General features: G+C 36.8%; 16 protein-coding genes. 8 read left to right on the forward strand and 8 right to left on the reverse strand.

Going from position 1 to position 14523, the window contains the following annotated elements; genetic code table 11:
- Both bcsQ and bcsR read right to left on the reverse strand, forming a co-directional pair.
- Positions 1-717, reverse strand: a complete 717-nt coding sequence (bcsQ, locus tag I6E80_RS09560) for a cellulose biosynthesis protein BcsQ (RefSeq protein ID WP_170072074.1) — start codon at positions 715-717, stop codon at positions 1-3.
- A 31-nt stretch (positions 718-748) separates the two neighbouring features.
- Complete coding sequence (bcsR, locus tag I6E80_RS09565; RefSeq protein ID WP_170072212.1) at positions 749-928, reverse strand: BcsR/BcsP family cellulose biosynthesis protein; 180 nt, start codon at positions 926-928, stop codon at positions 749-751.
- 114 nt (positions 929-1042) lie between these two features.
- On the opposite strand from bcsR, the gene bcsE reads away from it, so the two are divergent.
- The 3 genes from bcsE (at position 1043) to tyrR (ending at position 6166) form a co-directional block, all read left to right on the forward strand.
- Positions 1043-2665: a cellulose biosynthesis protein BcsE gene (bcsE, locus tag I6E80_RS09570; protein ID WP_197185430.1), complete on the forward strand. Its 1623-nt coding sequence runs from the start codon at positions 1043-1045 to the stop codon at positions 2663-2665.
- Between the two features lie 169 nt (positions 2666-2834).
- Positions 2835-4415, forward strand: a complete 1581-nt coding sequence (bcsG, locus tag I6E80_RS09575; RefSeq protein WP_197185431.1) for a cellulose biosynthesis protein BcsG — start codon at positions 2835-2837, stop codon at positions 4413-4415.
- A 194-nt stretch (positions 4416-4609) separates the two neighbouring features.
- On the forward strand, positions 4610-6166 hold the full coding sequence (gene tyrR, locus I6E80_RS09580; protein ID WP_010555118.1) for a transcriptional regulator TyrR: 1557 nt from the start codon (positions 4610-4612) through the stop codon (positions 6164-6166).
- Positions 6167-6194: 28 nt separating this feature from the next.
- Here the strand turns inward: tyrR and I6E80_RS09585 are convergent, their stop codons facing one another.
- Positions 6195-6689, reverse strand: coding sequence for a hypothetical protein (locus I6E80_RS09585; protein WP_165744524.1), 495 nt, complete (start codon positions 6687-6689; stop codon positions 6195-6197).
- A gap of 105 nt (positions 6690-6794) precedes the next feature.
- Here I6E80_RS09585 and I6E80_RS09590 point away from each other — a divergent pair, with 105 nt between their 5' ends.
- Complete coding sequence (locus I6E80_RS09590) at positions 6795-7331, forward strand: thioesterase family protein (protein ID WP_024603739.1); 537 nt, start codon at positions 6795-6797, stop codon at positions 7329-7331.
- Between the two features lie 84 nt (positions 7332-7415).
- On the opposite strand, the gene I6E80_RS09595 is transcribed toward I6E80_RS09590, so the two are convergent.
- Complete coding sequence (locus I6E80_RS09595; RefSeq protein ID WP_197185432.1) at positions 7416-8069, reverse strand: OmpW family protein; 654 nt, start codon at positions 8067-8069, stop codon at positions 7416-7418.
- A 263-nt stretch (positions 8070-8332) separates the two neighbouring features.
- Here I6E80_RS09595 and dapE point away from each other — a divergent pair, with 263 nt between their 5' ends.
- Positions 8333-9517: a succinyl-diaminopimelate desuccinylase gene (gene dapE / locus I6E80_RS09600; protein WP_197185433.1), complete on the forward strand. Its 1185-nt coding sequence runs from the start codon at positions 8333-8335 to the stop codon at positions 9515-9517.
- A gap of 46 nt (positions 9518-9563) precedes the next feature.
- Here dapE and I6E80_RS09605 read toward each other — a convergent pair whose 3' ends face one another.
- On the reverse strand, positions 9564-11270 hold the full coding sequence (locus I6E80_RS09605; protein WP_170072078.1) for a lysophospholipid acyltransferase family protein: 1707 nt from the start codon (positions 11268-11270) through the stop codon (positions 9564-9566).
- Between the two features lie 129 nt (positions 11271-11399).
- Here I6E80_RS09605 and I6E80_RS09610 point away from each other — a divergent pair, with 129 nt between their 5' ends.
- Both I6E80_RS09610 and I6E80_RS09615 read left to right on the forward strand, forming a co-directional pair.
- Positions 11400-12320 (forward strand): glyoxylate/hydroxypyruvate reductase A, encoded by a 921-nt coding sequence (locus I6E80_RS09610; RefSeq protein ID WP_197185434.1) that lies wholly within the window; start codon positions 11400-11402, stop codon positions 12318-12320.
- Between the two features lie 96 nt (positions 12321-12416).
- On the forward strand, positions 12417-12563 hold the full coding sequence (locus I6E80_RS09615) for a hypothetical protein (RefSeq protein ID WP_170072080.1): 147 nt from the start codon (positions 12417-12419) through the stop codon (positions 12561-12563).
- A gap of 204 nt (positions 12564-12767) precedes the next feature.
- Here the strand turns inward: I6E80_RS09615 and I6E80_RS09620 are convergent, their stop codons facing one another.
- Both I6E80_RS09620 and I6E80_RS09625 read right to left on the reverse strand, forming a co-directional pair.
- Positions 12768-13013, reverse strand: a complete 246-nt coding sequence (locus tag I6E80_RS09620) for a hypothetical protein (RefSeq protein WP_002958222.1) — start codon at positions 13011-13013, stop codon at positions 12768-12770.
- A gap of 106 nt (positions 13014-13119) precedes the next feature.
- On the reverse strand, positions 13120-13563 hold the full coding sequence (locus tag I6E80_RS09625; RefSeq protein WP_170072081.1) for a hypothetical protein: 444 nt from the start codon (positions 13561-13563) through the stop codon (positions 13120-13122).
- A 113-nt stretch (positions 13564-13676) separates the two neighbouring features.
- Between I6E80_RS09625 and I6E80_RS09630 the strand changes: the two genes are divergently transcribed.
- Positions 13677-14060, forward strand: a complete 384-nt coding sequence (locus tag I6E80_RS09630) for a response regulator (protein WP_197185435.1) — start codon at positions 13677-13679, stop codon at positions 14058-14060.
- Between the two features lie 75 nt (positions 14061-14135).
- Here the strand turns inward: I6E80_RS09630 and rpsT are convergent, their stop codons facing one another.
- Positions 14136-14396 carry a 30S ribosomal protein S20 gene (rpsT, locus tag I6E80_RS09635; RefSeq protein WP_002958225.1) on the reverse strand — a complete coding sequence of 87 codons (261 nt, stop codon included), beginning with the start codon at positions 14394-14396 and terminating at the stop codon, positions 14136-14138.
- Positions 14397-14523: the final 127 nt, after the last annotated feature.

The following is a 14523-nucleotide window of genomic DNA, read 5'->3' on the forward strand; positions in this document are numbered from 1 at the left end:
TTATAAGTTCGCTTTACTAACTAGCCAACCGGCTAGCGTTTCAAAATCATCGTTTGCGACACTATAAGGCGCGCAATTAAGTGCTACATTTCTGTATGCGGTTGACTCTTTGATTACTTCGTCACTGTTGATAAAAAACGGAGCCATAAGCGGAAGCGTTGATTGCCATAGGGAAAATAAGTCAAACTCTAGCGTTGATGCGGAGTTATAGCGGTTAACTAAAAAATAATGCTTCCAAGTTGTATCTGAATTCTTAAGGTTTTGCAGGCGTCTATAAATTAAGCTGTGACAAATGGCGTCACAATTCACTAGTTCAATAACAATATCGTTTTTTTCTAATGGGTAGTAAGAAAGATTAATATGTGAAGGGCAATCAAAAAGTATCCAAGCTTCATCGCTATAATTTAGATTTTTGCATTTATTGACTATTTTAGTAATTTTATCGATGCTGGTGTCATCGCTATCACCAAATGGTAAAAATATAATGCCATCGTTATCTTGGTGAAAATGCGCAAGAGCATCTTCAAAACTAGCTTCATTACTCCAGCCTTTGGTGTATTTCCACGGCAAACCAAAATGTAAACCTAAGTCGCTTTTTGCATCTAGGTCGATAGCAATAACATCAACGTCAGATTTTTTTAGCACGCACGCTAGGTTTGCAACCACAGAGGTACTGCCTAAACCGCCTTTGATACCTTTAATGAAAACTCTTTGCAACGGATGTTTACCTATCGTTAATTGAACTAGCTTACGTATTTAGTTCGTTGTTTATTTCTTTAAGTAATGCATACTTATTAATTGTATTATTATTTTGCTGTTTGTTTACAATTTCTATGTAGTCATCACTCTTACCACCGAAGCGCAGCGCAAGGTTTTCTATGTCACTCGATGTTAACGTTTGTGAGTTTTTAGACGTTAAGCTATTCATCATTACCTTTACAGTTACTTTAATTATTTTGATTAAAAGTGGACAATATTTGGCTATTATATATAGAATAACGGTTAAAACTAGTAAAAAAGTATTTTTTATAGGGCATTTTAAGTGCATAACTTTAACATAGCGGGATTAGAGCCTGCTGCAAAAGAGTTAAAATCGGCTTCAAGTTATGCTGTTTTAGCCCCTTTAGACAATTTTGCAATCGAATTAGCGTTACATTCAATTAACCAAAGTTTGGCTAATGATATATATATAGTTTCTCAAGAGGCTGAATCATTTTTTGATTCTTCTTTTTCTGCATCGTTGAATTATGCTTATGAACATAATCGAGTACATCCTTTTTCGTTGGCCCCAGAAACACAACACTATTCAACTGAGCGAATCAATTCAGGTATTATAAAAGAGATAAGTGCTTATAAACGTCTAAACGAAGCGCTTATTTTTGTTCATTTTAATACAACACAGTTAAACAGTGTTGGCGAAAAAAGCTTAAAACTGATGATGAATGAGTACAACGATTTTGTCCGTCGTACCGGGGCTACATTACTATTTTTAATATCTGGGCCTGATATTGCTAATTACCGCTTTTTAATTAGACGATTAAATAATGTATTTGATGGACTGGTTTTTGTTGATAATGATTCTGCAATGCGAGTTCTTGAATATGATTATTGGCGCCATAGCACGGGCGTTATTGCTGGTGAACATTACCCGTTATTATTAAGTAATAATCAGTTTGTTGTTCAAAAGGGAATAATAAACGAGAGCAAAGCACCTAAAAGTTCAGACTTTTCCGATGAAGATGACGTTTGGCTCGTGAAAAGTGCTGTACCTGAAGGTACTAAATTACCAATGCACTATAAAAGTGTGAAAGATAATAATGACCTATTTAATAAAGGTCCAAAAGTAGAAGCAGCCACATTAATTTTTGCAGTTACGCGCTACACAGATTTAGCACAGTTAGGTAAGCAATGTTTTGAGCTCAGAAAAAACTGTGGGCGCTGGTTAAAACTTGTTATTCAAAATGTAGATGGTGTTATTCGCCATCAAGATGAGTGTTTATTTTTAACCTTGGGTGTAAACCTTATCTTGTATAGCTTTTCAGAGCCTTCTAGGTTGCTCTCACAAATTCAATCTATTCAAGGTTTTCAGTTTTCAAGACCTTTACCTCCCTCTGTTGAAGATGTTTTAAAATACACCGAGAACACTTTTTCGAAAGGTTACCTACCTTTCATTGAGTTTACAAAACAAGTAGAAGTTCATAGTGATTCAGCTGTCAACTTAGGCGTAAGTGGTGTGCTAGTTAAGTTAGAACTACTGCCAAGGATTGACCCAATACACCCTTTGCATTTATTTCATATTAAACGCGAAGGTGATGTATTTAGTATTGCAGATAATACAGTTTATTTATATTTGCATGCTTGTAGAGAGAATGACGTTGATAATGCGATTAAGCATTTGTTTAAATTAAAAACAAGCGATTTTTTTGTACAGCAAAATGTAATTTCTGATCATTTTTACATCCAGCAAGAATGTAAACAATTAAGGCGTTTTTATAAAGGTAAGAGTGTTGTAGATTTCTCGCAAAAACTTGCCGAGAATGATAGCTATAAATTTGCACCTGATATAGCAAACAGCGTTACTGAAAATATTAAAACACCAGAGTTTTCTAACAAAAGCCGTCCAGATGCTAAGCCTTTCATAATGAAATTAAGAGATAACTTATGAGTATGAATCAGCTTCTAATTACCGTGTTTCTTGCTATGGTGCTTGGTGCGGTGCTTTGTGTACTAGGCAAATACATTTTATCTCAAATAACAAAATATTATTATAAGCTTACTTTTAAACATGAAGTACTAGAGCCTTATACACCAAATACAGTAAAAAAGGATAAGAAGTGAAATTATCAGGTTTAGGGGTTTGGAACCTTTATTTTTTAGTTAAGTTTGCTCTGTTTTATTACGGTGCAATTGATTTTAACGTACTTACCAATGCGGCTTTTGCTGCATTGCTTGCGATTAAATTTAAAAAACCATTAATAGAAAAAGTTAAACATCTATTAGGTGGTGTATTTGCAGTTGTATTACTTTACCAAGACTCATGGTTGCCGCCAATAAACAGGTTGACTAAACAAGCTGGTAACGTTCAAGATTTTAGTTTTGGTTACTTTATTGAGTTATTAAGCCGTGTTATTAATATTGATATGTTATTAGCTTTGTTCGTAATTAGTGTGTGTTTTTGGTACACATCGCAATGGATACGTTTTACAACAGTCACTATTGTTGGGCTTTTAGTTGTAGGATGGCAAGGAGATAACTCTCAAACACAATTCGTTAATAATGTCGCTAATCCTGAGCCGGTTACACAAAATCAAAGTACTCCCCAAACACAAGTGATCACTCAGGCATCACAATCTCCTGATCAAAAACTAGCTGATTTTTATCAACAACAAAGCTTATTAATGAGTCACTTTCCAAGCCAGGTAAATGGTGAACTGTTTGATGTTATCATTTTGAACATATGCTCAATGGCTGTTGCTGATTTAAATGCCATTGGTGTAAGTGTTACTGATATGTATAAAGATTTTGATGTAGTGTTTTCAGACTTTAACTCGGCTACATCATACAGCGGACCGGCTGCGGTAAGGTTACTGCGCGCCAGTTGTGGGCAAACTAGTCAAACAGCATTATTTAAAGAGGCACCTGAACAATGCCACTTATTTAAAAACCTAGAGAAACTAGGTTATCAAAATAACGTTGTGATGAATCACGATGGACATTTTGATGAGTTTAAAGGCTTAATAAATAAGTACGGAGGCTTAGATAGCCCACCATTTAATATTGATTCAATGCCAGTGGCGCTTCGAGGATTTGATAATAGCCCTATATACTCTGATGAAGCTGTGCTGGATGGTTGGTTAGAGCAATCTGAGGACTGTAAACCCTGTGCAATGTACTACAACACCACAAGTTTACATGACGGTAATCAGCTAGAGAATCAACCAAGGGTGAATAGTAAAGAGACATACCCAATCAGGCATAAAAACTTGTTTGCTGATATTAACCAGTTTGTAAAAAAATTAGAAAAGCGCGGCCGCAATGTGATGTTGATGATAGTGCCTGAGCATGGCGCTAATTTAAAAGGTGATAAGGTACAATTTGCAGGTTTACGTGAAATCCCTAGTCCTGCAATTGTGTCTGTACCTGTAGCGATTAAATTTATAGGCCCAGACGTACAAAATTATTCGCAAATTGTGGTTGATGATTCAACAAGTTACTTTGCGCTTTCAGAGCTGGTAAGTAAAGCGCTGCAAACTGATGTGTTTGGTGGGAATAACAGTGTTGCTAATTTACTTGAAAACCTACCTAAAGCACCTAAAGTTGCTGAAAATGAAGGCACAATAATGATGTACGTTAATCAACGACCATTTATACAATTAGATGGTGGTGATTGGTCAGCTTATCCACAAGGTAAGTAGTCTCATAATAAGAATTAATAAACAGCACTGGTATAGTTAATTATAAATATCAGTGCTGTTTTTCTTCGTTTAATTACAATCCCACCCTTTGGCTTTAAAAGCTGTTTTGTCCAAAAATGTTTACAATAAACTACCTTCTCAAAGCGACTTAGCGTATTATTCGGCTAATATAGTTTTTCCTTCTTTGAGGATGTATGCGTCTAGATATTCACTGTGCTGATCGAATTGGTATTGCTCAAGAAATCCTTAATATATTAGTTAACTACAGCGTTGATTTAAAAGGAATTGAGGTCGATTCTGTAAATTGTCGTATGTACGTTAGTTTTCCCGAAATTGAATTTGAACAATTCCAAAAAATTATGCCATCGATACGTTTAATCGACGGTGTACATGATGTGCGTACCACTGCATTCTTACCATCTGAGCGTGAACACAACGAATTAAATACTTTACTACGTGCATTGCCTGATGGTGTTATCTCTATTGATGCCAAAGGTTGGGTACGTTTATGTAATGATGCAGCATGTAAAGACTTACAGCTAATTGAAAAAGACGTGATTGGTGCAAATATTAATAACCTGCTTAAAGGCTTTAACTTTACACGCTGGTTAGAAGGTAAAGAAGTACTCGGACAAACCACTCGAGTTGAAGTTGCTGGTGAGGATTTTATTGCAGACATTTTGCCAATTGCAGTTCCTCAAGGCAGTGAAGGTGATGTGCTTGCTGGTGCGGTTATTAATATTAAATCGCAAAGTCGCTTAGGGCAGCAAGTCAGTGCGTTTAGACGTTACGGGCAAGAAAGCTTTGCCACTATTCATAACTTTAGTACGGCAATGCGCCGAGTTGTGCGCGAAGCCCGAAAAATGGCGCAACTAGAAGCCCCTATTTTGATTACTGGTGAAACAGGAACAGGTAAAGAGTTATTAGCTAGAGCGTGCCATTACGCATCTAATCGTTCTGTTAAACCTTTTATTGCTCTGTCGTGTGCTTCTCTTCCTGATGATGTTGCTGAGTCTGAATTATTTGGTTATGCCGGGTACGAAGAAAATGCAGCGCCAAAGCGCGGTGTATTAGAGCAAGCCGATGGTGGAACTGTATTTTTAGATGAAGTTGGCGAAATGTCGACTCAACTACAAACTAAGTTACTGCGTTTTTTACAAGATGGTACGTTTAGAAAAGTAGGCGATGAGAACGAAGTTAAAGTAAATGTACGTATTGTTGCTGCTACTCAAAAAGACTTACCTGCAATGGTACAAGAAGGGGTTTTTAGAGAAGACTTATATTACCGTATAAACGTGCTTACTTTAGAAATAGCGCCACTAAGAGATAGAAAAGCAGATGTAGGACCACTTGCAGAACATTTTATTCAAAAATATGCGCAACAAAATGGTCATGCAATTCCTGTTTTATCACAAGAGTGTTTGAGCTTTTTACAAGAGTATCCGTGGCCAGGAAATGTTCGCCAGCTTGAAAATGCAATTTACCGTGCAGTGTCGTTACTAGATGATAGCGAGCTTCGCGTAGAGCATTTACAGTTACCCACTTTTACTCACGATTTAGGGTATTTAGAGTCTGATTTTGAAGGTTCGTTAGATCAAGCGGTTAAACGTTTTGAAGCGACCTTACTTCGTAAACTCTACCCAGCTTATCCGAGCTCACGCCAGTTAGCTAAGCGATTGGGCCTAAGTCACACCGCTGTAGCTAACAAGTTACGTGATTACGGTATTAACCGAAAAACAGTAAAAGTGTAATTAACATAAAGACATTAAAATATGGGGACTAATTTTTAGTCCCCATATTTTTTGTAACCCCATCAATTGCAATCGTCTCAATACCTTCTTCATTAAAGTTCATTACAATACTGGCGTTATTACGAGTGAAAAAATAGCTACGGCCATTAAGTTCAATAACATAATCGCCTTTTACGGGGTCGCTAAATTGCTGCTTTTTTAAAGTGATCCTATGTTCGCCAATTTGCCATTCAAATTCTTTAATAAACCCATTATTAAATTCTTGCACCCATACTTGGCTGTCATCTTTTGAAAGCGTTATAGCAACTGAATAAGAACTAGGGATCTGCTCCATATTGTAACTTTTAGAGCCAATAATGAATTTTTCAGCTTTTTGTTGCCATTCAAAACCAAATTTAAACTCTTTAACTACACCGGTAGGGTAAGTAACAGAGCCTTTACCTGGTAATGAAAAGTCGGCAAACGCACTATAACTAGGTATTAATAAAGCTAGCGCAGTGATAATTTTTCGTTTTGATTTCATGAGTTATCTTTTTATTATAATAATGATTTAAGATTAAAGTAGAATATTCGTCTTCGCAAGAGGCTATGCTACACTCGAATAAATTTAACTGGTAAGACCTTTTTTGTGAACTTATATATTCGACTTTTATTATTGTTTTTTAAAATTAAACGTAACAAGCAATATCAAAATTTACTTGATACGGTAGATATTGATTACAAAGCTTTACCTACTGATTGTGACATTAATTTACATTTAACAAACTCACGTTACCTTGCGATGATGGACTTATCTCGAACTTGGATGACGGAACGAGTTGGCTTATTAAAGCAAATAATGAAGCGTCGTTGGTTTCCCATTGTTAACGCAACAGCCATAACTTATATCCGCGATATTAAACCTATGCAGCGATATACAATAAGCACCAAGTTAGTGGGCTGGGATCATAAATACTTTTATATTGAGCAAAAGTTTCACTCAGAACGAGGCCTACATGCTATTGCTTATGTACGCGGTGTATTTAAAAGTAAAAAGGGTATTATAAGTATTGAAGAAATGCTTGAGGTTGCTGGTTTTGATGGGCAAACACCTATATTGCCAAGTGAAGTAATGCACTGGAAAGAAATGCTAGAGCAGAAAAAGTTAAGTAACTTACCAAGGTAATTAATACTCTCCAAATGAAAAAAAGGCCTTTCGGCCTTTTAACACACATTGTAATTGGTTAACTACGTACTATTTTTATATGCTTTAAAAGCTGTATCTAACACCGAACATAGCAACAACGGGGTCAAGCTCAACAGTTGATGTAAGTGCTTTTGCACCATTTGCATAAACAGTGGCATCGGTATCAATATCCATAATTGATACCATAGCGTGTAAACCCCAGTTTTTATCAATTTTATAGTTAGCACCTACCTGAGCCATAAAGCCAAACGAATCATCTAGCTTTACTTCTACATCATCTGTTCCCAGCGTCGCTTTAAGTGCTTGAGAAGGTTGCTCATCAAAAAATGCAGTGTAGTTTATGCCTACGCCTATAAAAGGTCTTAGCGCATAGCTGGTATCTAAAAAGTGATATTGCGCAACTAAAGACGGCGGAAGTTGTTTTATATCAGCAATTTTGTTGCCAGCTAAGCCTCCGGCACCATTCACATCGTGTGAAAACGGTGTTGCTGCTATCAGTTCCAACACCCATTGATCGTTAAAAGCATAATCTACTGTGATACCTAGTTGGGTATCTGAATCACCTTTAAGACCCAGTGTCGGCGCCTCATTAATTGCTGAGCTACTGTTATCTGGATTTACGTTAATAGCGCCAACATTTACGCTAAAGTTAGCGTGTGCAGCTGGAGAGATTGCTAATAAAGAGGTTAATAATGCGATGCTAATTTGGGTTTTCATGTTGTTCTCCAAGAACTACTGTTTAATTGGCGCTATTATTACCGAGCAATAAAAATGAAAACCTGTTCTAGATCAAAGTTTAAAAAATATTTTAACCTTGTGAATTGTTTTATTGATTTAGATTAATTTTAGTGTCGTTCTGTCTTTGTAACGATTGACATATATATTCCATTAACAGTCATATGAATGTATTAAGGCTGACATCGCTTAGTCATATACTCACGTTTTAATAAAGGCACATTAAATAATAAAGTGTGTTTACCATGTTTTTAGAAGCATTTGAAAAAAAATCAAAAACAACGGATATTCAAAAAGAAGTTGTAAAGCACTTACAAACACTAATTCGCTTTGAATCAGTAACCCCTAATCAAGCGGGTGCAATTGATTGGCTTGCAGATAAATTGGTGGATTTAGGTTTAAGTTGCGAGCAATTTACTATAAATGGTGTAACTAATTTAGTTGCCTGCATAAAATTCAAAGAAGGCCCATGTGTTGCTTTTTCAGGGCACATTGATGTAGTACCAGCAACAAGTAGCGGTTGGCTAAGTCCTCCTTTTGAAGGGCGAGTGCTAAATGGTGCAATATACGGTAGAGGAGCAGCCGATATGAAAGGTGGTGTTGCTGCTATGTTGAGTGCCACAAAAAAATTAATTGATAGTAAATCAGCTAAAGCAGGGACTCTTTACTGGCTTATCACGTCAGATGAAGAGGGAGAGGCTGAATTTGGCACTCAAGAAATAGTTAATAAGCTTGCCAAGCAAGGTGTTATATTAGATGGCTGTATTGTGGGGGAGCCAACAAGTGTGGCACAAGTTGGTGACACCGTTAAGAATGGCCGTCGTGGTGCGCTTTCAGCTCGGATTTTAGTTACTGGTAAGGCAGGTCATGTAGCTTATCCTCAAAACACACTCAATGCTGCTCATATTGCTGCAAAAATAGTAAATAGCTTGAGTGAACAGACCTGGTTACTCGATGTGGCTAGCTCAAAAACCACACTGCAAGTGACTGGAATTAACATAAATAATGTGGTCGATAATTTAGTGCCAAGTCATTGTGAAATCACATTTAATGTACGTTATAGCCATGGTTACAGTAGCGCAGCAGTTAAAACGCAATTAATGAAGACCCTAAACAAGTTTGCTGAGCATTTTACGATTGAGTGGGAACGCCCATGCGAGCCTTATTACACAAGCCATAATACGGGATGGAGTTTACTTACTCATATTGAGCAGGCTATTTATAAAAACACATCAAGTCACCCATTACTAAGTACAGATGGCGGGACATCAGATGGACGATTTTTTGCCAGCCCCCATACTCAAGTCATTGAATGTGGTGTACGAAACAATACGATTCATCAAGTTAACGAACATGTATCTATTAGTGATTTACTTAAAATTGAAGCTATTTATACAACTTTACTTGAGCAAGTATTTATTAATAATTAAATATAAATAGAGTACTTTATAGATATAAGGACTCACTTTTTATTGGTTATTGTAAATAACGTTTGGCTTTATTTTCTTTTACATTTTCAAGATCGACCAATACCAATCCATCAATACAATTATTGAAATCGGGATCAATACTAAAGCTTAAAAATTGCACTCCACCGGGTTTGCAAAGTTCAGTGTATTGTTTAAATAAAGTAGGGACTTGAGCACCTATATTAGCTAGTACATGTTTTAGCTCTACAAAATCTTCTTTCACGTCATTGCCGCTAAAAAGAGTATTACACTGGGTTAGCTGTAGCTCGGTTAACTTAAACTCATTATTAGGCGTAGCTAATTCAATGCCACTTTTATAATAATGCTGATAATAATAAACGAGCATGGCCTTTGCTTGCTCGGGTAGAGCGTTTGATACACTTACAGCACCAAACAAGTATCTGTACTGTGGATAGTTTTTGATAAAAGCGCCAATGCCATACCATAAATAATCGAGGCTTTTACGTCCCCAATATTTAGGCTGCACAAAGCTGCGACCAAGCTCAATTCCTTGTTGTAGGTAAGGGGCCATATCGTCGGTGTAAGAAAATAAGCTATCAGTATATAAACCTTTGCGGCCGTGCTTTTGTATTATCTCTTGTGCGCAGGCTAATCGATAAGCACCTACCAGTTCTAGTTGCATGGGGTCCCACAGTACAAGGTGCTGGTAATCCATATCGTATTTATCTATATCACGACGTTTACCGCTACCTTCACCTACCGCTCTAAACGCGATTTCTCTCAGGCGCCCTAACTCTCTAAAAATAGGTGAGCTACCTACATACTGGTATAGGTGAATATGCATACCGTCTTGTGTTTTACCAAGTAGTTGGCATTGCTCAATTGCTTTTTTTAGCTCCTTCCGGCACTCGGGAATAGCGATGGGTGTTTGTGTTTTTAGCGGTAGGGCTTTTTTTGTTGTAAGCCTATAAAGTTGTTTACGAATAAGGTTTACAACTTCTTTATCTTTAAGGTTTTCTATTAAGTAAGATTCAGGAGGGATAGAGGCACCAATCTCAAACTCTAAAGATTTTTGGCGTTGCTTAAACATTTCTGTTACTAAGAGCAAACTTGCCAACGGCTTATAAATCATTGATGTGCCATAAAAAAGTGGACTATTTTTGGCTTTAATATAAATAGGTAAGATAGGGCAGTTAGCTTTTTTTGCCATACGTAAAAAACCACTATTCCATTTGCAGTCTTTAATACCTGTTGGCCCTAATCGCGATACTTCTCCTGCCGGAAATATAAGTAATGCACCTTCGTCTTTTAAATGGTTTTGTATATTACTAAGCTCTTGTTTATTGCTCATGCCTGATAAGTTATCTACGGGAAGTAAAAGTGAGTGCATTGGGGTAACCGACATCAACATGCGGTTTGCCACTACTTTTAAATCTTGTCTTACAGTTGAAAGTACTTTAATAAGTGCTAGAGCATCTAATGAACCAATAGGGTGATTTGCAACGATAACAAGTTTACCCTCGTTAGGAATGTGCTCTATCTGCTTAGGTTTATAGCGGGTATCAAAATTGAGTTCATCAAGCACTTGTTCAACAAATTCTAGTCCTTGTAGGTGAGGGTAGGCATCACCAAAAGCAACAAACTCCTGTTCATGCAATAAGTAGCCTAGACCTTTTTTTACTAAACCTTTTACTTTAGGAGAGTTCTCTAGTTGTGGTAAGTTTGCAGCAATTACTTTATCAACACTTATCATATTAACCTCATATTCCGTTTGGCCAATTCGCCATACATGTAAGATTAAAAAAAGGGTGTGACAGTTACTTTGCAGTAGTGTGACTTTTTAAAGTGCAAACTTATAAACAGTGTATTGTTAGGAGAATTTATGTCTGTATTAGTTGCTATTACTGGGCGTGACAACACAAAACTAATGACGAAGTTACAAGAGCGGTTACCAAATAAGCTGATAGAGCAATGGCCTGATTGCAAAAACGCACATGATGTGGATTTTGTACTTGCGTGGAAAGCGCCAGAATCTATGTGGCCACAGCTACCTAACTTAAAGGCTGTGTCGTCATTTGGTGCTGGCGTAGACAGTATCGATTTAACATTACTCGACGAAAGTGTTGAAGTAGTCCGCATTGTTGACAATCAACTAGCTGAAGATATGGCGGAATATGTACTGACACATGTGTTAGCTCAAAAGTTACGTTTAAAAGAGTATTACATTAAACAAACACAGCAAACATGGAAGCCAAAGCGGGCACATAGTAATAAACATGTCGGCATACTTGGGTTTGGTGAATTAGGTAAAGCATGCGCGCAAAAGCTTATAAATAATGGCTTTAAGGTAAGTGCTTGGGCGCAAAGTAATAAAAGCGCAACTAATGTCGAAATTTTTTATGGCGAGGAAGGCCTTAATTGTATGCTTCCTGAGGTTGACTACCTTGTATGTCTATTGCCCCTTACGCAAGCAACGACAGGCATTATTAATCACTCAATGCTCGCTAAGCTACCTTCACATGCTGTTGTTATTAATGTGGCACGTGGTGCTCATGTTGTTGAACAAGACTTACTAAGTGCATTAAATAACGATAGCTTACGCGCAGCTACACTCGACGTATTTGATCAAGAACCTTTAGCGTTGAATCACCCTTACTGGGGGAGCCCCAAAATAACGCTTACACCACATTGCGCGGCGATTTCTGATTTAAATAGTGTTATAGACCAAATAGCCGATAATATTGAACGTTTGAATAAGGGCTTAGCACTCAATAATTCAGTAGATAGAACTAAAGGTTATTAGCTGATAGCTAATTAGTTTAAAAAACAGCTTGTTAACATTTGTAATTTTCATTAGTGTAAAAGGTATTCTCACTAATAAAAATATAAAGAGGGTGTTATGAAATCGAGTCAAAGTGGCGTTAAATTAAGCCTAGTTATTGTTTCAATTATTATACTAGGTGTTTCAGCTTGGTTTAATCAGGCTAACGCTGAAGATAGTCCATCTAAAATACAAACCCAAAGTGAGTTAACAGTAGCGGACTAACTTTACTTACTATGTATTCCTCAGTTTTCGTGCTTCTTCGCATCATTTTTTTTTGCAGCCCACTAGCACTACTTTCACAGTAGTGTTGGCGTGTCGTTTGAAGTTCTAATTTTCACCTTGGTTCAAAGTGCTTTTTAATATTTTTGAATTCTTAATAAAAAAGCCCAGCAATGCTGGGCTATTAAATATTCTAGGGAAAAGTTGTTAACTTTGGGTTACATTAAACTGCCCAAATGTATAAACTTTAAACAAGTAAAAAGTATTGATCAACACTAAACTCATATTTGAAATAACACTCGACGACATAAGATCTAAGCTAAATGATAAGAATAATAAACCACACGCACTAATGGCGGCAACGCGCAGCAGTGTTATCTGGTTAATAAAGAATGCACCTAAACCTAGTGCAAGTAGTGTAGTATTTAAAAGCCAATCTAGCTCGTTTAGCATGGTCGTTTCAATAGTTCAGTTGTTGAAAAAAGGAGCGCCATTATGTTGATCTTTTGCGCACCTTTCAACCAAGTAATTTTAAATTTTCAGATTAGTTTTTTTAATGCTAAAAGTAGCTACCGATTGCTGAAAATAAACCATTATCAGCAATTACTTGATACTTTTGGCAGCTCTGCGGTTTTTGTAAGTCACTGCATAAATAAAGGGACTCACGGCTAGAATCATAGGTGGGGTGTAGGTTTGAATCAATTAAAGTAGCCCCCTTGCCAAAGAATCCGGGCCAGTAAACACTCTCACTTACCATCCCTAATTTTTTATAGGTGAGTAAGGTAGGTTTTGGAAAAGCTAAAATTATTACAGCAACGACAGCGAGTGATATAAACAGTCCTTTTTTTTGCGTTGTTTTTTGGCTTGTATCATTCTTTGCACTGGAATTTAACTCTGCCGGTGAAGGGCGCTGAGTAGAACGCTGTGGTTTTCTTTTTTGCGCTGTTTTTTTTCTAGCCGGTGCTTTACCTAGCAACGATTGTTTATTTGGGGTTTTAGACATAAAGCAAATCTGGCCTTTTTTCCGTAGGTCTCTATAATTAAATGAGTAAATTTATATACTAAGCTAATTATTATGATAACTTAAAGTTAGCTTATAGCCTACGAGGAATAAAGATGAATACGCAGCTATCAATTTTAATTGTAGATGACGTTAGCACAGTGCGTAGTTTTTTGAGCCAAACGCTCATGCACTTAGGGATAGATAACGTAAAGGAAGCATCTACTGCCTCACAATGTATTAGTGAGTGCCAAGCTGCAAATTATAATATCATTTTTTTAGACATTGAATTGCCAGACGGTGATGGTAAAGATTTGATTGCACAAATCAATGAATTAAGCCCAGAGGCAAATGTGGTTATGGTATCTGCACATTCAGGTATTGAGAATGTTAAGGATGCAATTGATAAAGGCGCTAAAGGGTTTGTAGTCAAGCCATTTACACCTAAAAAAATAGCGGCAATGCTTAAGAAGTTTTATCCAGATTTAGAAAATGTCTAATAAAGTAAGTACATTTAAAATTTAAACAAAAAAAAACCGGCAAAAGCCGGTTTTTTATATTCTATCAAAAACAAATTATAGAGCTTTAATCTTAGCTGCTATACGGCTCTTATGACGAGCTGCTTTGTTTTTGTGAATTAGACCCTTAGTTGCGTAACGGTCTAGGATAGGTGTAGCAACAGAAAAAGCTTGCTGTGCAGCTTCTTTATCGCCCGCTTCAATAGCAACAATTACTTTTTTGAAGTAAGTGCGCATCATTGAACGACGGCTTGCGTTGTGCTGACGGTTTTTTTCGCTTGTGATAGCGCGTTTTTTTGCAGACTTGATGTTAGCCAAGGTTTGCTCCTAACAATCTTAAAATAAAGCTTAAATTAAAGGCCGTGGAATATGCCTGTTTCTATCATGGATGTCAATTTAAATTTAACAATCCAAGAAAAACTGCACCATATAACGAGCATCAATT

It is taken from the genome of Pseudoalteromonas sp. NSLLW218 (assembly GCF_015864775.1).
GTDB lineage: Bacteria > Pseudomonadota > Gammaproteobacteria > Enterobacterales > Alteromonadaceae > Pseudoalteromonas.